At 58.4% G+C, this 18,513-nt stretch carries 21 protein-coding genes; 19 read left to right on the forward strand and 2 right to left on the reverse strand.

Annotated elements, in window-relative coordinates; all coding sequences use genetic code 11:
• Positions 1-50: 50 nt before the first annotated feature.
• On the reverse strand, positions 51-1,313 hold the full coding sequence (locus AC2TCY_RS08315; protein WP_480846751.1) for a DEAD/DEAH box helicase: 1,263 nt from the start codon (positions 1,311-1,313) through the stop codon (positions 51-53).
• 355 nt (positions 1,314-1,668) lie between these two features.
• Positions 1,669-2,226, reverse strand: coding sequence for a cytochrome b (locus AC2TCY_RS08320; RefSeq protein WP_480846753.1), 558 nt, complete (start codon positions 2,224-2,226; stop codon positions 1,669-1,671).
• A 206-nt stretch (positions 2,227-2,432) separates the two neighbouring features.
• Here AC2TCY_RS08320 and AC2TCY_RS08325 point away from each other — a divergent pair, with 206 nt between their 5' ends.
• From AC2TCY_RS08325 to AC2TCY_RS08415, 19 genes are all read left to right on the forward strand, one after another.
• Positions 2,433-3,170, forward strand: coding sequence for a LytTR family DNA-binding domain-containing protein (locus tag AC2TCY_RS08325; protein WP_480846755.1), 738 nt, complete (start codon positions 2,433-2,435; stop codon positions 3,168-3,170).
• Positions 3,171-3,776: 606 nt separating this feature from the next.
• Entirely contained in the window at positions 3,777-5,147 is a 1,371-nt protein-coding gene (locus tag AC2TCY_RS08330; RefSeq protein WP_480846968.1) for a DNA-packaging protein, read from the forward strand.
• 91 nt (positions 5,148-5,238) lie between these two features.
• On the forward strand, positions 5,239-5,781 hold the full coding sequence (locus AC2TCY_RS08335) for an Imm26 family immunity protein (protein WP_480846756.1): 543 nt from the start codon (positions 5,239-5,241) through the stop codon (positions 5,779-5,781).
• Between the two features lie 36 nt (positions 5,782-5,817).
• Positions 5,818-6,168, forward strand: a complete 351-nt coding sequence (locus AC2TCY_RS08340) for an immunity protein Imm33 domain-containing protein (RefSeq protein ID WP_480846757.1) — start codon at positions 5,818-5,820, stop codon at positions 6,166-6,168.
• Positions 6,169-6,271: 103 nt separating this feature from the next.
• Entirely contained in the window at positions 6,272-7,435 is a 1,164-nt protein-coding gene (locus AC2TCY_RS08345) for a phage portal protein (RefSeq protein ID WP_480846759.1), read from the forward strand.
• Positions 7,428-7,646, forward strand: a complete 219-nt coding sequence (locus AC2TCY_RS08350) for a GTA head formation protein, RCAP_rcc01685 family (protein ID WP_480846761.1) — start codon at positions 7,428-7,430, stop codon at positions 7,644-7,646. The genes AC2TCY_RS08345 and AC2TCY_RS08350 overlap by 8 nt, the downstream gene beginning before the upstream one ends.
• 26 nt (positions 7,647-7,672) lie before the next feature.
• Positions 7,673-8,218: an HK97 family phage prohead protease gene (locus AC2TCY_RS08355; RefSeq protein ID WP_480846762.1), complete on the forward strand. Its 546-nt coding sequence runs from the start codon at positions 7,673-7,675 to the stop codon at positions 8,216-8,218.
• Between the two features lie 35 nt (positions 8,219-8,253).
• Entirely contained in the window at positions 8,254-9,432 is a 1,179-nt protein-coding gene (locus AC2TCY_RS08360; protein ID WP_480846763.1) for a phage major capsid protein, read from the forward strand.
• A 175-nt stretch (positions 9,433-9,607) separates the two neighbouring features.
• Positions 9,608-10,207: a head-tail connector protein gene (locus AC2TCY_RS08365; protein ID WP_480846764.1), complete on the forward strand. Its 600-nt coding sequence runs from the start codon at positions 9,608-9,610 to the stop codon at positions 10,205-10,207.
• A complete protein-coding gene (locus AC2TCY_RS08370) occupies positions 10,204-10,542 on the forward strand; it encodes a phage head closure protein (protein WP_480846766.1) in 339 nt (112 codons plus the stop codon). Before AC2TCY_RS08365 ends, AC2TCY_RS08370 begins: the two co-directional genes overlap by 4 nt.
• On the forward strand, positions 10,539-10,952 hold the full coding sequence (locus AC2TCY_RS08375) for a DUF3168 domain-containing protein (RefSeq protein ID WP_480846767.1): 414 nt from the start codon (positions 10,539-10,541) through the stop codon (positions 10,950-10,952). Before AC2TCY_RS08370 ends, AC2TCY_RS08375 begins: the two co-directional genes overlap by 4 nt.
• A gap of 20 nt (positions 10,953-10,972) precedes the next feature.
• A complete protein-coding gene (locus AC2TCY_RS08380; protein ID WP_480846768.1) occupies positions 10,973-11,386 on the forward strand; it encodes a phage major tail protein, TP901-1 family in 414 nt (137 codons plus the stop codon).
• Between the two features lie 4 nt (positions 11,387-11,390).
• The gene (locus tag AC2TCY_RS08385) at positions 11,391-11,711 is read left to right on the forward strand and encodes a gene transfer agent family protein (RefSeq protein ID WP_480846769.1); all 321 of its coding nucleotides are present in this window, start codon (positions 11,391-11,393) and stop codon (positions 11,709-11,711) included.
• A complete protein-coding gene (locus AC2TCY_RS08390; protein WP_480846770.1) occupies positions 11,708-11,917 on the forward strand; it encodes a rcc01693 family protein in 210 nt (69 codons plus the stop codon). The genes AC2TCY_RS08385 and AC2TCY_RS08390 overlap by 4 nt, the downstream gene beginning before the upstream one ends.
• Positions 11,904-12,566, forward strand: a complete 663-nt coding sequence (locus tag AC2TCY_RS08395; RefSeq protein ID WP_480846772.1) for a phage tail tape measure protein — start codon at positions 11,904-11,906, stop codon at positions 12,564-12,566. Before AC2TCY_RS08390 ends, AC2TCY_RS08395 begins: the two co-directional genes overlap by 14 nt.
• Positions 12,567-12,581: 15 nt before the next feature.
• A complete protein-coding gene (locus tag AC2TCY_RS08400) occupies positions 12,582-13,214 on the forward strand; it encodes a phage distal tail protein, Rcc01695 family (RefSeq protein WP_480846773.1) in 633 nt (210 codons plus the stop codon).
• A complete protein-coding gene (locus AC2TCY_RS08405) occupies positions 13,211-14,101 on the forward strand; it encodes a DUF2163 domain-containing protein (RefSeq protein ID WP_480846774.1) in 891 nt (296 codons plus the stop codon). The genes AC2TCY_RS08400 and AC2TCY_RS08405 overlap by 4 nt, the downstream gene beginning before the upstream one ends.
• A complete protein-coding gene (locus AC2TCY_RS08410) occupies positions 14,098-14,544 on the forward strand; it encodes an NlpC/P60 family protein (RefSeq protein WP_480846776.1) in 447 nt (148 codons plus the stop codon). The genes AC2TCY_RS08405 and AC2TCY_RS08410 overlap by 4 nt, the downstream gene beginning before the upstream one ends.
• Positions 14,544-18,512, forward strand: coding sequence for a baseplate multidomain protein megatron (locus AC2TCY_RS08415; RefSeq protein WP_480846778.1), 3,969 nt, complete (start codon positions 14,544-14,546; stop codon positions 18,510-18,512). Before AC2TCY_RS08410 ends, AC2TCY_RS08415 begins: the two co-directional genes overlap by 1 nt.
• Position 18,513 lies beyond the last annotated feature (1 nt).

An 18,513-nucleotide genomic window follows, 5' to 3' on the forward strand; every position in this document is an offset into this window, starting at 1 on the left:
TTGGGGTGATCTCTTCGGCAAACGAGCTGCTTGCCGAAGAGACCCAAGTCCTATGCAGCGGAACGACGTCGCGGGCGGCGGCGCTTTGATGGCGCAGGTTGCTGCCCGCCTGAGGCGGCCTTAGGTTTGAACCCGCGCCGGCGGTTGCCTTGATTACGCGCTGGTTTCTTGGCCTCCACAAACTCGGGCATTGTGCCGCTGGCCACTGGGATTTCGATTTTCATCAGCTTCTGGATCTGACGCAGCAAATCGACTTCTTCGGCTGAGCAAAATGCGATGGCTTCGCCTTCCCGTCCGGCGCGGGCGGTGCGGCCGATTCGGTGGACATAATTGTCGGGCACTTCGGGCAGATCGTAGTTGATTACGTAGGCGACGCCGGGGATATCAATCCCGCGTGCTGCCACGTCAGTTGCCACAAGGACGTTGATTTCACCCGCGCGGAAGGCCTTGATTGCACGGTCACGCTGTCCCTGGCTCTTGTTGCCATGGATCGACGCTGCGTTGTAACCGTCGGCTACAAGGCCTTTCATCAGTTTTTCAGCACCGTGTTTGGTGCGCGAGAAGACAAGCGTCAGTGCGTCCATGTCCTGTGACAGGATCTTGCGCAGCTTTTCCGGCTTCCCGGGCTTGCTGACAAAATGGATGGATTGAGTGATTTTGTCTGCGGCCTTGCCCGGAGGTGAAACCTGCACGCGCTGAGGGTTGGTCAGGTAGGCGCGGCTGAGTTCCTCCATCTGTTTGGGCATGGTGGCCGAGAACAACATGGTTTGTCGCGGGGTGCCAAGCTGCGGAGCGATCCTGCGCAGCGCATGAATGAAGCCCATATCCAGCATCTGGTCAGCTTCGTCGAGAACAAGGTGCTTGACCGAGCTGAGGTCAACGGCGCGGCGATCCATCAGGTCGATCAGGCGTCCGGGTGTCGCGACGAGGATATCAGTTCCGCGCGACAGGAACATGATCTGTTTGTTGATCGATTGACCGCCAACAACAGTGGCGACGCGCAGTTTGGTGTCCTTGGTCAGGTTGCGCAGACTATCCGCGATCTGGTTGACCAGTTCGCGGGTGGGCGCAAGGATCAGAGACTTGGCCATTTTGGGCGCGGGTTTGCCGGGTTGGGCCAGCAGGTGATCGATTAATGGCAAGCCAAAGGCCAGTGTTTTTCCGGTCCCCGTTTGGGCCAGGCCAAGGATGTCATGGCCGTTCAGGGCCAGCGGGATGGCCTGGTTCTGGATAGGGGTGGGCTGAGAAAAGTTAGCACGTTTCAGTGCGTCGTTCAGGGCCGGCGCAAGGCCGAGCATGTCGAAGTCGAACAAATAGCATTCCTTTGTAACCCGCTGCCGAAAAAGGGTCAGGGGACAAGAGTGACAGGCCACGCAATGCGCGCGACCAGCAAGGGTTTAGCGAGGCCTCGGAACGTGCAGGCGAACCCTGCATCATCCGGCCGTCGCATCAAGAACCCTGCGTGAATGGGAACTGAAGAAAGTATGAGGCGCTGTGGGGCCGCGCTTGCGGCCCGCCAATGCTCACGCGTCAGCGCCGTGTTGACCGGCACATGAGGCCTAAGCGCGAGAATGTCAAGCTTTAGTGTGAATTACAGGCGCCGACGCTGTTACGCCTGATCCCAGCGATTGACGACCGTATTTGATACATGGCGCCTTTTCTTAGTACTCAGTCTTTTGACCTGTTGCCGAAGGTCATTCTGGAAAGCACATCATGACCGTCTACCAAACGGTGCTTTATTACAGCTGCGACGTGAACGACGGTCAAGGCAAGCATGGAATAGGCGAGCCACTTGTGAAGAAATTCCATCGCATCTTCGAGATTTAACCCCCAGAGGGTTTTCAATGTTGGAAAGACCTTTGGCATAGAAAGACCAAACCACTTTGCTCCATGCCCTCCAAAGTCAATTTCGGCCCAGCCAACAACGATAGTTGCTAAAGGCAGGAGATACAGTCCGAAATGCCCGAAGTGTGATCCTACTTTTTCCCACCGCGCGAACGATACGGGAAGTGGTGGTAGTGCGTTGGTCAATCGGACCACTATACGCACCACCAGCAGCACAAAAAGCGTCACACCGATAGAGATGTGAAGTCGAAACAAAAGTTCCTCGACTGCTGAGTCATCGGGTACCAATGACGTCATCGCAAATCCGCATACCCACATGAAGATGAAGCCGGCGGCCAGAATCCAGTGTAATACTCGTGCTGATAGTGCGTAGCGTTCCATTTTACTTCCGTTAACTAAACTTCGAAGGCCCATTGCCATGAGGCATTGCGAGCTGCCATCGGAGATACGTGAAGTAGCCGGATTGCGCGTAGGCGGCTAGAAAAATTCGCGAACGGTTACTTCTCGACCACTCACGGATCAACTGCTAAATATCAGTGATGAATTTTGTTAGTGTGCAAATTGCTGAACACGGCCGGAGGGCCGTTGTGAACAAGGTGCTTTTGGTCACATTGGTTGGCGCTGGATTCGCGGTAGTCCTCGAGCCCGATCACACAGAAAACCTGCCGTTTCTTGCCGCTTTTGGTTTATGGGCAACTCACATTCTGTTTGCGGCGGCTATTTTTCTAACCGGAGTTTGGGTGCTTGAGAGATGCGGCGCGCGCTCAACTGTTTCGGTTGGTCTTTCAGCATTGGCATTGCCTTTTATTTTTGCACCCATTTCGCTGATTTTGGATTATGGATTTGGACACCCGGATGATGAGCTCGTGGCAGGGGCATCACTGGCCGCGGTTTATTTTGGCGAAGTGGTGGCGGTTGCGCCGGTGACTTTAATCATTGCAGCCATTGTTGCGTTCGCCCTGCACCTGCGCAGCGGCTCTGTCGTGGAAGAGACCTCAGCTTTCCCAGATACCCCATCATTGAGGAGCCTGATCGAAAACGTTCCCCATACATTGGGTGATAACATAATCTGCGTTCACGCTCAGGATCATTATGTTGAAATCATTACCACTGAAGGACGTGCCCTGGTTAACGAAAAATTTGGGTCGTGCGTGGACAGACTAAGGCCTTTAAAGGGAATACAGTGTCACAGATCTCATTGGGTCAGTCTGGACCACGTCAAGGAACTCACCCGATCAGGAAGCGCGTTTCTATGCGTTCTAAGCAACGGAGATGCTGTACCTGTCAGTCGTAGAAGGTACTCTGATTTGAAGAAAAGGTTGTGAGCGCAGATTGTTTCTTTCGCACTTGCATTGTTGTGTTCCGTTTCGGATGAGATGGTTAACGAGCTAGGACATTGAGTGTAGAAGCTTCTTTTTTGGAACCACTCTCATTACTTCTGCTAATACTTTAGTGAAATGGTGGTGTATGGGAACGGTCATCCCTGAGTATTAAAAAAACATTAAAACGTAGTGCGTTACCCGTTGCTTCAGTGTTGCGTTAAACATTGACCTAGCGGGCGATTTCACGTATAAGTTGTGTCATGCTAGAAGAAGTGGGCGACGGCCCCGGGGCGACCCGGTGGCCGTTTTTCGTTTCTCTCGTGCGGAAAAACTCACGCATGAGGTCACAGGCAAACATGACTTTGATTACCCCGGAAGAGCGGATTTCTCAGACGGCTGACTTGTTGCAGTCTCTTGAAAGATCCATTCGCGATCTGCGCCAAGCAGCGGAAGAACTGCGCAGGCAGATTGGAGCCGGGGAGGATGCAGATCTTGCTGGTTCAGCCAAGCAACTCGGGCAGCTGGAGGGGCTGATCCGAAGTTGTCAGAAAGTGGAGACAAGCTTTGTCGAACAACATCACAGACAAGCCGGAATTGCCCAAGGGGGGTATGCGCTCGACCTTGAGCGCGCTCGATTTGAAATCGGGTGCAGGTTGGCTCGCCTCCGCCGATGCTGCGGTGCGGGACAGATTTCTGAGTGAGATCGGGGAGGGGGGGCTGTGTGCCCTCCCTTTCCTGTTCGAATTCTGGGCGTTGCCGCATCAATTGCCGCCCGAAGGTGACTGGCGATCCTGGGTGATCATGGGCGGGCGCGGGGCAGGCAAGACGCGGGCTGGCGCTGAGTGGGTGCGGTCTGTGGTCGAGGGGTCTTTGCCGTTGGATAAGGGGGCGGCGTGTCGTGTGGCCTTGGTTGGTGAGACCTTTGATCAGGTGCGCGATGTGATGATCTTTGGCGATAGTGGGATATTGCAGTGCTCGCCGCCAGATCGGCGACCTGTTTGGAAGGCATCGGAACGGAAACTGGCCTGGCCCAACGGGGCCGAGGCACAGGCGTTTTCGGCGCATGATCCCGAGGGGTTGCGCGGCCCTCAGTTCGATGCGGCTTGGGTGGATGAGATGGCCAAGTGGAAGAAGGCGGGCGAGACCTGGGACATGTTGCAGTTTGCGTTGCGGTTGGGAGAGAGGCCGCGGGTCTGCGTGACCACGACGCCGCGCAACGTGAAGGTTTTGAAGGATTTGTTGGCTTCTCCGTCAACGGTCGAGACCCACGCGCCGACCGAGGCGAACCGGGCCAATCTGGCGGAGTCGTTTCTGGAGGAGGTGCGGGCGCGCTATGCGGGAACGCGGCTGGGGCGGCAGGAGTTGGACGGGGAGCTGCTGTCGGATGCGGAGGGCGCTTTGTGGACGGGCTCGATGCTGGAGGCGGCGCGCTGTGCGCAGGTGCCCGATTTGGATCGGATCGTGGTGGCACTGGACCCGGCGGTGACGGCGGGGTCGGATGCAGATGCCTGTGGGATCGTTGTTGTGGGCGCGCAGGTGCAGGGGCCTCCCAAGGAGTGGCGCGCCTATGTGCTGGCGGATCGGACGGTGCAGGGCGTTGGCCCGGCGGGTTGGGCGCGGGCGGCGATTGATGCGATGGACGAATTCGGGGCCGAGCGGCTGGTGGCCGAGGTCAATCAGGGCGGGCAGTTGGTGGAAGAGGTCGTGCGGCAGGTGGACCCTCTGGTGCCTTATCGGGCGGTACGAGCCTCACGCGGGAAGGTCGCGCGGGCGGAGCCTGTGGCGGCATTGTACGAGCAGGGGCGGGTTTCGCATGTGGCCGGGCTGGACGCGCTGGAGGAACAGATGTGCCAGATGACCGCGCGGGGATTCGAAGGGCAAGGCTCACCCGACCGGGTCGACGCGCTGGTCTGGGCGCTGCATGAGCTGGTTGTGGGACTTGCGGGGGCGTATCGGCGGCCTAGGGTGCGGAGTTTGTGAGTTTGGGGTTCGCGGATATGCGCAGGCACCTTAGATGCATAGAAAGAATTATCATGTTGAAACAATGCTATACCTATGCAAGTCACAACGCATGGAAAACAAGAGTGACCTTCGAGCTCAAAGAGGAAAGCCAACTAAGCGTCAGCGATGGAAAGCGGGCGCCATAGTCGAGATTCCTTTGGGTCATGAATGCTGGGCCTATGGACAGTTGGGCGAAGAGTATTTTGTCGCTGTATTCGAAGGATGCTTTTCCACACAACCTTCAGTAGAAAAGCTGCTTCAACGACCAATCCTGTTCAAGAGCTGTGTCTACCGGGACGTCGTCAGTCGCGGCTATTGGCTCAAAGTTGACCAGGCCGAACCTCGCCAGGACGTCCTGCAAGAAGACTATCGCTTCAAGCAAGACAGGATAACTGGCGCATTATACCTTCATCATTCGGATTTTTCGCATCAGGGGTATGAAAATCCCGCACTTCTTAGTGAGTGTTGTGGATTGGAACCTGCGGCCGTCTGGGAAGCAAGCCACGTTGAAGACAGGATAATTGCGAATCGCGATGGGAAGTTATGCAAATGGGTGGAGAGCCTTGCAATTGACGTTGCCAAAGTTCCCGCTTCTCAGAATGATCTACACTGATTTTTGGTGCGGCATCTCCTCAATAGGCCCAACACTATGAGTTCAGATTTACGAAAACTTCAAAAAGCAGTCTGCAACGAGTTTAATGTAGAACCTTACGCGGCATTCCTCGGCGATAAAGTCGGGATATCACAATCGGCGCTGGACGGAGTGCTCCCACTCAACGGACTTAGACATCCCTACACCTCTGGTACAACTGGTTGGTACTTGTGGGGAGGGGAAGAACTTTCTGATGCAGCCGACTTTTTTAAGCCTCTTCATGTGGGTCACTTACAAGAGCGTTGCAAGCTGAGCTTGAAGTACCTTCTGTTGCCAGCTGGCTGGCGGTTTTTGACCGATGGTTCGTACGAAGATATTTGGTTTGATGCGAGCCTGCTCAATATCTGAACCGTTGCGCACCCCCCGTACGCCCTGTTCCCAAGCCCTAAACTTCTTTCCCTCATAACTCCTTTCAACAAGCCGGGCAGAGCGGCGGCAGAAAGGAGCACAGATGGTATTCGATTTCTTGCGTCGTGGATCGGCTGGGGAAGCGCCCGAGGCTAAGGCGAGCGCGGCGGGGCCGGTGGTTGCGTGGCAGACGGGTGGTCGCGTGGCGTGGAGCCCTCGGGATGCGGTGTCGCTGACGCGGACGGGGTTTTCGGGGAATCCCGTGGGGTTCCGCTCGGTCAAGTTGATTGCCGAGGCGGCGGCGGCTTTGCCCTTGGTCTTGCAAGATCAGGCGCAGCGCTATGAGGTGCATCCGATCCTGAGCCTGATGCGTCGTCCGAATGCGGCGCAGGGGCGTGCGGAGTTGATGGAGGCCTTGTTCGGGCAGTTGCTGCTGTCAGGCAATGCTTATGTCGAGGCGGTGCAGGCCGAGGAGGGCTTGCCGGTTGAGCTCCACATTTTGCGCTCGGACCGGATGAGCGTAGTGCCGGGTACGGATGGGTGGCCCAAGGCGTATGACTACGCGGTCGGTGGCAAAAAGCATCGGTTTGCGGCGGAAAACATCTGTCATATCAAGTCGTTCCACCCGCAGGATGATCATTACGGGTTCTCGCCGATGCAGGCGGCGGCGATGGCGATTGATGTGCATAACAGCGCGTCTCGGTGGTCGAAATCGCTGCTGGACAATGCGGCGCGGCCCTCTGGGGCGCTAGTGTGGAAGGGCGGCGATGGCCATGGGGTGATGGCCGAGGATCAGTTTCGTCGTCTTTCAGATGAGATTGAGCAGAACTATCGCGGGGCGCGCAATGCGGGTCGTCCGATGGTTCTGGAAGGGGGGTTGGATTGGAAGCCGATGGGTTTCTCGCCCTCTGACATGGAGTTTCAAAAGACCAAGGAAGCCGCCGCCCGCGAGATCGCGCTGGCCTTTGGGGTCCCGCCGATGCTGCTGGGGATCCAAGGCGACGCGACCTATTCGAACTATCAGGAGGCCAATCGGGCGTTCTATCGCCTGACCGTGCTGCCCCTGGTGACGCGGGTGGCGGCGGCAGTGTCGGAATGGTTGGCAGGCTTTACCGGCGAGGAATTGATACTGAAACCGGATATGGATCAGGTGCCCGCCTTGGCCGCTGAGCGGGATGCACAATGGGCGCGGGTCAATCGGGCGGAGTTTCTGACGGACGCGGAAAAGCGGTCTCTGCTGGGGCTTCCGGAGCGTTCCGATGTCTGAGGGGTATCCTCCGTTCGACTGCGCGCCGGGCCTGCGTCTGGCCGCGCATGAGCGGGTGGCTGAAATTCAGCACGCACATCTTTGTCGGCGGCTGGATCAGATCGAAGAGATGATGGAGCGACTGGAGCGACGGTTATGGCTGACGGTCTATGGCGTGGCGGCGGTGATATTGGCGCAGGCGTTTCAATCATTCCTTGTAGTAACACCATAAGTTCAGTGGGTTACATGGAGAAGTTTATGGATTTGGAACACAAATTCGCCCGGTTCGGCGATGGATTGTCGGTGACCGAAGATGCGGTGATCGAGGGCTATGCCAGCCTGTTTGGTCACGTCGATCAGGGTAGCGACGTGGTGCAGAAAGGTGCTTATAGCGCCTCGCTGGCTGGGCTGTTGAAGACAGGTCAGCGCGTCAAGATGTTGTGGCAGCACGATCCGGCGCAGCCTATTGGCGTTTGGGACGAGGTGCGTGAGGACGACAAAGGCCTGTGGGTCAAGGGTCGTCTGCTGGAAAGCACTCAGAAGGGCTGTGAGGCGGCCGAGCTGATCCGGGCGGGTGCCATTGACGGGCTGTCGATCGGTTACCGCACCAAGCGGGCTGTGAAGAATGACAAGGGCCAGCGGCTCTTGACCGAACTGGAGCTGTGGGAGGTGTCGTTGGTGACTTTCCCGATGCTGCCCAGTGCGCGGGTGGCGGCGAAGGGTATCGACCCTGATGCCGAAGAGACCCTGCGCAGTATTGCCGAGGTGTTTGACCACGCCCGGCAGGAGCTGGCGCGAACCTAGCGCGCCTCAAACCCACCCCCAAGAAGGAAGAGCTGATGAGCAAGACCGAAACCCCGGCCTTGACCGGAGAGGGTGTGCCCCTGGTTCAGGAGGTGAAGCAGGCGATGACTGGCTTCGTGAATGAATTCAAGAGCCTGAAGGCCGAAGTTAAAACAAAACTGCAACAAACAGAAGAGCGACTGACTATGCTGGATCGTAAATCAACCATCGCGGCACGTCCGCATCTTGCGGCCTCGATCCTAGAGGGCGCGCCGCATCAAAAGGCCTTTGACGCCTATGTGCGTTCTGGTGACGATGATGCACTGCGCGGGCTTGAGATGGAGGCCAAGTCCCTGTCGAGCGCAGTGAATAGCGACGGCGGTTACCTGGTCGATCCGCAGACCGCGGAGATCATCAAGTCGGTGCTGAAGTCCACCGCTTCGATCCGTTCGATTGCGTCGGTGGTGAATGTCGAAGCGAACTCGTTCGATGTGCTGATCGACCATACCGATGTGGGCGCGGGCTGGGCTGACGAAGCTTCGGCAGCAACCGAGACGGCGACCCCTTCGATCGATCGCATCTCGATTGCACTGCATGAGTTAAGTGCATTGCCCAAGGCCTCGCAACGTCTGCTGGATGACAGTGCGTTTGATGTCGAGGGCTGGCTCGCCGGTCGCATCGCTGACAAGTTCGCCCGCGCCGAGGCGGCGGCGTTCATCTCGGGTGATGGCGCGGACAAGCCAAAGGGTATTCTGGATCAGGCCAAGGTGGACAATGACGTCTGGGCTTGGGGCAATCTGGGCTATGTGCCGACCGGTATCGACGGCGGTGTCGATGCGGATGCAATTGTCGATGTGGTCTATGCACTTGGCGCGCAATACCGCGTCAACGGTACCTTCGTGATGAACTCGAAAGTCGCCGGTTTGATCCGCAAGCTGAAGGACAGCGACGGCCGCTTCCTGTGGTCGGACGGTCTGGCCGCCGGTGAGCCTGCGCGTCTGATGGGCTATCCGGTGCTTATCGCCGAGGACATGCCTGATGCGGCGACCAACAGTTTCTCGATTGCTTTTGGCGACTTCCAGGCGGGCTACACTATTGCCGAACGTCCCGATCTGCGCGTGTTGCGTGATCCGTTCAGCGCCAAGCCACATGTCCTGTTCTATGCGACCAAACGTGTCGGCGGCGATGTAAGCGATTTTGCTGCGATCAAGCTGGTGAAATTCGGCACCGCCTAAGCGGTGACGGATCCGGGGCGCGGGGTAACCCGTGCTTCGGGCGGCGGGCGCGGGCCGGGGTGAGATCCCCCGCGTTGTCTAGCTGCTCCCCTCCGTCCGAGCAACGTGGGGCGGCGCGTGCCCGTCAAATTCCAAGGATGCGGCCCGGAGGGGTCCGAGATTGCGGAGTGAATGGATGATGTTGATCGAAGAAACCGCCATCGCGGATGTGGCGCTGCCGGTGGATCAGTTCAAAGCGCATCTGCGGCTGGGCACTGGTTTTGCCGAGGGCGATGTGCAGGACGAGGTACTAAAGGGATTTTTGCGCGCGGCGATTGCGGCGGTTGAAGCCCGCACCGGCAAGGTATTGATCGAACGAGGTTTTTCGTGGAACCTGAACGGCTGGCGCAATCAGTCAGGTGAAGTTCTGCCAGTGGCCCCTGTGACTTCTGTTGATGCGGTGACGCTGACGGATGCGGTGGGTGTCGAGACGGCAGTGGACGCGACCGCGTATCGGTTAGAGCGCGACGGCCAGCGCCCTCGGCTGCTTCCAGTTGGGTCGCGTTTGCCTGCGATAATCACGGGTGGGTCCGTAAAGATCGCCTTTACTGCCGGTATGGCGGCGGATTGGGGTGGTCTACCGGCCGATCTGGGCCAGGCGGTGCTGCTGCTGGCTGCGCACTACTACGAATACCGGGATGAAACCGCGCTGGGGGCTGGCTGCATGCCCTTTGGTGTGACCAGTCTGATCCAGCGTTATCGGATGGTGCGCTTTGGCGCTGGGGTGATGCAATGAGCGGCCCGCGTCTGAACCGCAAGCTCGTACTTGAGGCTCCGATGCGCAGCGCCGACGGCTCGGGCGGGTATACCGAGACATGGGCCGCTCTGGGTACGCTTTGGGCCGAAGTTACCGCGCGTACTGGGACCGAGCGGCAGATTGCGGGTGTTTCAGTGTCGCGCGTTGGGTATCGTATCGTGGTGCGCGGCGCGCCGGAGGGGACCGCGGCTCGGCCAGCGCCAGACCAGCGGTTTCGCGAAGGTGATCGCCTCTTTGTCATTCGGGCCGTCGCAGAACGAGATCCGCGCGGTCGGTACCTGACATGTTTTGCAGATGAAGAGGTGGCGGCATGAGTTATTGTGTCTCGGCTGCCTTGCAAGCGGCAGTGTTTCAAAAACTTTCGGACGATGCGGAGGTAAGCGTCCAGTCCGGCGGAGCGATCTATGACGCCGTGCCCACGGGAACGGTTCCGCAGACCTACGTGACACTGGGTCCGGAGGAGGTGCGAGAAGCCTCTGACCGGTCCGGCGCAGGGGCAGTGCATCGGTTCACAGTATCGGTGGTGTCCGAGACGGCAGGGTTTGGTGCAGCCAAAACGTTGGCCGGAGCCGTTTGTGATGCGTTGGAAAATACCGAGCTGACGTTGAATCGGGGCCGCCTTGTGGGGCTGTGGTTCGAACGTGCTTCTGCTCGACGAACCGGAACCGGCGGCACGATCCGCCAGGTCGACCTGAGATTCCGCGCTCGCGTGGAAGACGACTAAGCAATCATTGGAGAGAGCATATGGGTGCCCAGAACGGTAAGGACCTGCTGGTCAAAGTGGATATGGATGGCTCGGGGCTGTTCGACACCATCGCGGGACTACGCGCCACGCGGATCAGTTTCAACGCTGAAAGTGTCGATGTGACAACGCTGGAAAGCCAGGGCGGTTGGCGTGAACTGCTAACCGGGGCGGGTGTGAAATCGGCCTCTATCTCGGGCTCGGGTGTATTCAAGGACGCTGGTACGGATGAGCGCGCGCGGCAGTTGTTCTTTGACGGTGAGACCCCGGGGTTTCAGGTGATCATACCCGATTTCGGTATCGTTGAAGGGCCGTTCCAAGTGACCGGCATAGAATACGCGGGCTCGCACAACGGCGAGGCCACCTATGAGATGAGCCTGGCCAGCGCCGGTGCCCTGACCTTTACTACGCTGTAAGCCGATGGCCAATCCGTGGACGGGCGAGGTGGCGTTGACCATTGATGGGGAGCGGCGGGTGCTCAAGCTGACTTTGGGCGCTTTGGCGGAATTGGAACAGGAGCTGGGTGAAAGTTCACTGGTTGAATTGGTCCAGCGGTTCGAAGGCGGAAATTTCTCAAGCGGAGACGTGTTGGCACTTATCGTGGCAGGGCTGCGCGGCGGGGGAACGGACGTGACCCGAGCCGATCTTCTGAGCGCGCAGATCGAAGGTGGACCGATCGCGGGCGCACGAGCGGCGGCGGAGTTGCTGGCGCGGGCCTTTATGGTGTCGGGTGGCGCATGAACGGCTTGGACTGGCCCGCTCTAATGCGGGCCGGGCTGGTCGGGCTGAAGCTGACGCCCGATCAGTTTTGGCAGCTGACACCTGCTGAGTTGCAACTGATGCTTGGGCAGGGCGCGGGGATGCCGGTGATGACCCGGGCGGCGCTGGACACCTTGCTGGCGGCCTATCCGGACAAGAGAAAAGGAGAGCGTGATGACGGATCGTGACGGATTGGAAGATCTTCAGGAACGCGGCGAGGCGCTGGGCGACTCGCTGGGCGACGCCGCGAGTATGGCGGCGGCTTTTGATGGGCAAATGAAACGGATCAGCGCTGCGTTTGAAGAGACTGGCAAGGATGTTGCCACGCTGGAGCGCGGCATGTCCGGCGGGTTGCGCAAGGCATTCGATGGCGTGGTGTTGGATGGAATGAACCTGTCGGATGCGCTGGATGTGCTGAAGAACTCGATGATCCGTACCGCCTACTCGGCAGCAATCAAACCGGTGACAGATCATTTCGGCGGGATGTTGGCTGGGGGGATCGGGAGCTTGGTACAGGGACTATTGCCCTTTGCCGACGGCGGCAGTTTTTCACAAGGCCGGGTGATGCCTTTTGCAAATGGTGGGGTAATCAGTGGGCCGACAACCTTTCCCATGCGCGGTGCTACCGGGTTGATGGGTGAAGCCGGGCCCGAGGCGATCATGCCTCTGGCGCGCGGCCCGGACGGCAAGCTGGGTGTGCGCAGTTCGGGCAGAGGCCAGGCGGTGAATGTGGTGATGAACATTTCCACACCTGACGTGCAGGGGTTTCGCCGAAGCCAGGGCCAGATTGCGGCCCAGATGAGCCGCGCCTTGGGGCGCGGCAATCGCAACAGGTAAATCAGGGAGCAGGTCATGAGTTTTCACGAAGTGAGATTTCCCGCCAGTCTGAGTTTCGGCTCGGTCGGGGGGCCGGAACGGCGGACGGAGGTCGTGACGCTGGCAAACGGTTACGAAGAGCGTAACACGCCTTGGGCGCATTCGCGACGCCGCTATGATGCCGGGCTGGGTATGCGGTCGCTGGATGATATCGAAACATTGATCTCATTTTTCGAGGCGCGCCAAGGCCAGATGTTCGGGTTCCGCTGGAAGGACTGGTCGGATTTTAAGTCCGGACTCGCCTCAGGGGATGTCGATATGAGTGATCAGGTCATTGCTCGTGGCGACGGCGCACGGACCGAGTTCCAACTGATCAAGACCTACAGCTCGGGCGGGTTCCGCTATGTGCGGCCGATCGTCAAGCCGGTTTTAGGCACAATCAAGCTGGGGCTGGATCAGGATGAGGTGCGTGAAGGCGTGGACTTCGAAGTCAATTTGAACGCGGGGTTGATCACCTTTGTGACGCCGCCTGCGGAACAGGTCGAGATCACCGCCGGGTTCGAATTCGATGTCCCGGTGCGGTTTGATACCGACAGTATCCAAACCAGCGTTGCCAGTTTTCAGGCCGGTGACGTGCCCAACGTGCCTGTTGTCGAGGTACGGATATGACGAGCGGAAACAAACTGGGCTTGCAGGCTCATTTGCAAACCGGGCTGACCACAACCTGCCGGTGTTGGGCTATCAAACGTACAGACGGGCTGGTGTTCGGGTTCACCGATCATGACCTGGAGTTGTCTTTCGATGGGATCACATTCAAGGCCAGTACCGGCATGACAGCCTCGGCGATAGAGCACGCGACGGGGCTTTCGATCGACAACACCGAGGCTATGGGCGCACTGTCGGACGCCGCCGTGCGAGAAGAGGACATTGAAGCGGGCCGCTTTGACGGCGCCGAGGTACGTGCGTGGCTGGTGAACTGGGCTGATCTGGGCCAGCGCATGTTGCAGTTTCGGGGCTCGATCGGTGAGCTGCGGCGTGGTGGAGGTGCATTTCACGCCGAGTTGCGCGGGCTGACTGACTTGCTGAACCGACCCTTGGGGCGGATTTACCAAAAGCCTTGTACCGCCGTTCTTGGAGACAAAGCGTGCCGGTTCAATACTGATGCTTCTGGATATTGGGTTAAGGCGGATATCGCCGCTGTTTCGGAATCCGGCGGATTGCAATTGATCGGCGCGACGGCTTTTGCTGATGGATGGTTCGATGGGGGCCAGTTGGATGTTTTATCAGGCTCGGCATCTGGCTTGTGGGGGACTATCAAGCGCGACCGTCAGAGCGCGACCGGTCGCGAATTGACCCTCTGGGCCGGGATTGCAGGCGGTTTGGCCTCCGGAGACCGAGTGCGCCTGACTGCGGGGTGTGACAAGCGCATAAACACCTGCCGCTTCAAGTTTGATAACATCCTCAACTTTCAAGGATTCCCCGACCTTCCGGGTGAGGACTGGGTGATGGCAGTACCCAAAAAGGACAACCCGAACAAGGGAGGCAGCAGACGGTGAGCATACTCAGGCAGGATATCGTGGACGAGGCTCGCAACTGGTTGGGGACTCCTTATATTCATCAGGCTTCGGTTCGAGGAGCCGGCGCGGATTGCCTGGGGCTTCTGCGCGGCGTGTGGCGCGAAGTCATCGGTCATGAGCCCGAGGCCGTTCCGGTTTATAGCATGGATTGGTCCGAACCTCAGGGCGAAGAGCGGATGTGGGCCGCAGCGCGCCGACATTTGACCGAAAAACCTATGGCCGATGCGAAATCCGGGGATGTCCTATTGTTCAGGATGCGGGATCACAGTGTTGCAAAGCACTTGGGTATCCTGAGTGATATCAACCCATTGTCACGTTTTATTCACGCTTACTCCCGGCATGGAGTTGTCGAAAATACCCTGAGCGATCCCTGGTGTCGCCGTATCGTCGCCTGTTTCGAATTCCCGTTGGAGGGTTTCTGATGGCTACCATTTTATTATCAGCCGCTGGCGCCGCGATTGGCGGATCAATCGGTGGAACCGTCGCGGGTTTGTCGACTGCAGTCATCGGACGCGCGGTAGGTGCCACCTTGGGCCGTGTTATCGATCAGAGGTTGATGAGCCAGTCCGTCATGGGCGGTGGCAGTGAAGTCGTCGAAACCGGTCGCCTTGACCGGTTCAGGCTGACCGAAACGGGTGAGGGCGCCCCTGTCGCCACCGTATTCGGGCGGATGCGCGTCGGTGGGCAGGTGATCTGGGCCTCAGACTTTCTGGAAACACGAAGCACTTCGACCTCAACCCAGTCAACCGGGGGTGGGAAAGGGTCGCCTAAACCGGCCGAATTGAAAACAACCACGCATAGCTACAGCTATTCGGTTTCGCTGGCCATCGCACTGGGTGCTGGTGAAATCGCGGATGTGTCCCGGATCTGGGCTGATGGCGAAGAATTGGCGCGCACAGACCTAAACATGCGGGTTTATCGGGGCAGAGACAACCAGTTGCCGGACCCGTTGATAGAAACCATCGAAGGTGCCGGTACGGTTCCGGCCTATCGTGGGACCGCCTATGTGGTGATCGAGGATCTGGCGCTGGGCGCCTATGGGAACCGGGTACCGCAGTTTTCCTTTGAGGTGGTGCGTCAAGAACAAAAGGGTCTACCGGATTACGACAGCGCCTTGTCTCGTATCATCAAGGGCGTTGCTCTTATGCCTGGGACCGGAGAGTACGCTTTGGCAAGCACCCAGGTAAACTATACCAAAGGTGCAGGTCGCAGTTGGGCGGCAAATGTCCATTCTCCATCGGGTCAGCCGGATTTGGTCGCTTCGACCCGAGCATTGAATCACGAACTACCAAAATGTGAGGCTACGTCTCTGATCGTGTCATGGTTTGGCAATGACCTGCGATGCGGGCAGTGTCAAATCAAGCCCAAGGTCGAGCGTAAGAGCGAAGATGGAGAGAACATGCCCTGGACCGTATCCGGGGTTTCGCGGGCGGCGGCGCAGGTTGTCAAACGGGAAAATGACCGTCCGATTTATGGGGGAACGCCAGCAGACGCCTCGGTCGTTCAGGCGATCAGGCATCTGAAAGCCAACGGCAAGCGCGTCATGTTCTACCCCTTCATCCTTATGGATCAGATGAAAGGCAATGGCCTTCCCGATCCCTGGTCGAATGCCGACGACCAGCCGCACCTGCCTTGGCGGGGGCGCATCACGCTGAATGCTGCACCTGGTCAATCATGGTCTGTGGATCAAACTGCTGCGGCCGAAGCTCAAGTAGCTGCTTTTTTTGGGGGTTCTCAGGCTACGGATTTTGCTGTGGCGAACGGGTCGGTCACCTATACCGGACCGCAGGAATGGGGGCTGCGCCGGTTCATCCTGCATTATGCGGCACTGTGTAAGGCGGCAGGTGGAGTAGATTCCTTCTGCATAGGGTCCGAGATGCGCGGGCTTACGCAAATCCGCGGGTCAAGCGGATTTCCAGCTGTGTCCCAGTTGAAATCACTGGCGGGTGAAGTGCGAAAACTCCTTGGGTCAAATACCAAAATTGGCTATGCGGCCGATTGGACTGAATATTTCGGTTATCAGCCCAACGATGGCAGTGGGGACCGCTATTTTCACCTGGATGCTCTATGGGCGGATGACAATATCGATTTTGTCGGCATCGACAATTACATGCCCTTGTCCGATTGGCGTGAAGGAGACGACCACCTGGACGCCGACGGCGGGTCGAGATCGCTGTATGATCTGGAATACTTGCGTGGCAACATCGAAGGCGGCGAAGGGTACGACTGGTATTATGCCTCGCCGGAAGAGGCCGATGCGCAGGTCCGAACTCCGATCGAGGATGGCGCCCATGGTGAACCGTGGGTCTGGCGCTATAAGGACATCCGCAACTGGTGGGGCAGCAAGCATCACGAGAGGATCGGCGGTGTCAGACAGAAGACGCCAACTGCGTGGGTTCCTGGCTCCAAACCGATCTGGTTCACTGAACTGGGGTGTGCGGCGATCGACAAGGGCACGAACCAGCCCAACAAGTTTTTGGATCCGAAGTCTTCGGAATCTGCCTTACCTAAACACTCCAACGGGATGCGTGACGACTTTATTCAGGTGCAGTACCTGAAGGCAGTGCTGGGCTACTGGGGCGATCCGCAATTCAATCCGACTTCGGACGTCTACAACGGTCCGATGGTAGATTTGTCGAACGCCTTCGTTTGGGCATGGGATGCGCGCCCGTTTCCGACGTTTCCCAACCTGCGTTCCCAATGGAGCGATGGGGTCAACTATGCACGTGGACATTGGCTGAACGGTCGATCCGGTTCACGCACGCTGGCCTCGGTCGTGACTGAGATCTGCCACGGTGCAGGTGTAACAGAGATTGACGTCTCGGCCTTGTATGGCGTTGTGCGCGGTTACACGATGCAGGATGTCATGGATGCGCGGCAGGCTTTGCAACCGCTGATGCTGCGCTATGGGTTTGACGCGATCGAGCGGGACGGTGTGTTGTTGTTCCGAATGCGTGACGGGAGTGGGGCACTGGATCTGGACCCAGAACAGATCGCTGTCAGTTCGGACATTGAAGGCAATGTAGAGCATCGGCGTGAGGCAGAGGCCGAGATGACGGGACGGGTTCGCCTTCGGTTTGTGCAATCGGATGCAGATCACGATGTAGTCGCTGAAGAGGCTGTATTGCCTGACGACAGGACGCATGCCGTTGCCGTCAATGAAATGCCCTTGTCAATGACACGTGCCGAAGGCCGGCAGACCGTCGAACGTTGGCTGAGTGAGGCCCGGATCTCGCGCGAGACGGCACGATTTGCGCTACCTCCGTCGTTGATGCATGTGGGCGCCGGTGACGTCGTTCGCATCGCCGATACAGGCAAGGGGGCAGGCGGTCTTTACCGCATTGATCGGCTGGAACAGGCTGAGATGCAGTTGGCAGACGCGGTTCGGGTGGAGCCTGCAGTTTATACCCCGTCAGATCCCAAGGACGATGTTCCAGCGACAAAACCCTACATAGCGCCGGTTTCTGTATTGCCGGTGTTTCTGGATCTGCCGTTGATCACCGGCTCAGAAGCTCCGCACGCGCCTTATCTGGCGGTTTCAGCCGACCCATGGCCCGGCAACGTTGCCGTTTTTTCGGCGGCACAGGACGAAAACTATGCGCTAAGCGAAGTAATCGCGGGTCAGGCCGTGATCGGGTTCACCGAAACGCCACTGTGGCGCGCCAGTCCGGGGATCTGGGATGAAGGGGCATCGTTGCGTGTGAACCTGTTGGATGGGGTTCTTGAATCGCACCCTCGCTCGGCCCTTTTGAATGGTGCCAACCTTGCCGCGATTGGGGACGGTACAACCGGCAACTGGGAGGTTTTTCAGTTCGGCGATGCTGTGCTTCAACAACCAGGAGTCTATTCGCTTGGGAACCGGTTACGAGGGCAACTTGGGACCGACGCCATCATGCCGGATGTTTGGCCCGAAGGTTCGTTCTTTGTGCTGCTGGACAGCCGGGTTTATCAGACCGGTCTGCTGCGAACCGAACGGCGCGTAACCAAGCATTACCGTATTGGTCCTGCCACGCGCGGTTACGACGATCCATCCTTCGTACATCAGATTGAGGCCTTTGATGGCAATGGGTTGCGCCCATACGCGCCTGTGCACCTGCGCGTAATGCAGTTTTCGACCGGAGACGATTTTACGTGGACGCGGCGCACGCGGATCGATGGTGATGACTGGAGCGGTCTTGATGTTCCATTGGGCGAGGAAAGCGAATCCTATCTTGTCCGTGTCCTCGCGGCGGAGGGAACGTTGCGCGAACACGTAACCGGTTCCGCGAACTGGCACTATTCGCCAGCAATGAAGGCCGCGGATGGTCTCGGCGGGCCATATGAAATCGCAGTCGCCCAAGTCTCGGCCGCTTATGGACCGGGGCCGTTTGCGAAATTGTCGGTCGGGTGAG

The organism is Ruegeria sp. HKCCD7181 (assembly GCF_057221055.1).

Bases quoted from the DNA above. Each gene is read 5' to 3' on its own strand.
- AC2TCY_RS08320 (WP_480846753.1), bottom strand. From the start codon at position 2,226: ATGGAACGCTACGCACTATCAGCACGAGTATTACACTGGATTCTGGCC.
- AC2TCY_RS08330 (WP_480846968.1), top strand. From the start codon at position 3,777: ATGCGCTCGACCTTGAGCGCGCTCGATTTGAAATCGGGTGCAGGTTGG.
- AC2TCY_RS08335 (WP_480846756.1), top strand. From the start codon at position 5,239: ATGGAAAACAAGAGTGACCTTCGAGCTCAAAGAGGAAAGCCAACTAAG.
- AC2TCY_RS08340 (WP_480846757.1), top strand. From the start codon at position 5,818: ATGAGTTCAGATTTACGAAAACTTCAAAAAGCAGTCTGCAACGAGTTT.
- AC2TCY_RS08345 (WP_480846759.1), top strand. From the start codon at position 6,272: ATGGTATTCGATTTCTTGCGTCGTGGATCGGCTGGGGAAGCGCCCGAG.
- AC2TCY_RS08350 (WP_480846761.1), top strand. From the start codon at position 7,428: ATGTCTGAGGGGTATCCTCCGTTCGACTGCGCGCCGGGCCTGCGTCTG.
- AC2TCY_RS08355 (WP_480846762.1), top strand. From the start codon at position 7,673: ATGGATTTGGAACACAAATTCGCCCGGTTCGGCGATGGATTGTCGGTG.
- AC2TCY_RS08360 (WP_480846763.1), top strand. From the start codon at position 8,254: ATGAGCAAGACCGAAACCCCGGCCTTGACCGGAGAGGGTGTGCCCCTG.
- AC2TCY_RS08365 (WP_480846764.1), top strand. From the start codon at position 9,608: ATGATGTTGATCGAAGAAACCGCCATCGCGGATGTGGCGCTGCCGGTG.
- AC2TCY_RS08370 (WP_480846766.1), top strand. From the start codon at position 10,204: ATGAGCGGCCCGCGTCTGAACCGCAAGCTCGTACTTGAGGCTCCGATG.
- AC2TCY_RS08375 (WP_480846767.1), top strand. From the start codon at position 10,539: ATGAGTTATTGTGTCTCGGCTGCCTTGCAAGCGGCAGTGTTTCAAAAA.
- AC2TCY_RS08380 (WP_480846768.1), top strand. From the start codon at position 10,973: ATGGGTGCCCAGAACGGTAAGGACCTGCTGGTCAAAGTGGATATGGAT.
- AC2TCY_RS08385 (WP_480846769.1), top strand. From the start codon at position 11,391: ATGGCCAATCCGTGGACGGGCGAGGTGGCGTTGACCATTGATGGGGAG.
- AC2TCY_RS08390 (WP_480846770.1), top strand. From the start codon at position 11,708: ATGAACGGCTTGGACTGGCCCGCTCTAATGCGGGCCGGGCTGGTCGGG.
- AC2TCY_RS08395 (WP_480846772.1), top strand. From the start codon at position 11,904: ATGACGGATCGTGACGGATTGGAAGATCTTCAGGAACGCGGCGAGGCG.
- AC2TCY_RS08400 (WP_480846773.1), top strand. From the start codon at position 12,582: ATGAGTTTTCACGAAGTGAGATTTCCCGCCAGTCTGAGTTTCGGCTCG.
- AC2TCY_RS08405 (WP_480846774.1), top strand. From the start codon at position 13,211: ATGACGAGCGGAAACAAACTGGGCTTGCAGGCTCATTTGCAAACCGGG.
- AC2TCY_RS08415 (WP_480846778.1), top strand. From the start codon at position 14,544: ATGGCTACCATTTTATTATCAGCCGCTGGCGCCGCGATTGGCGGATCA.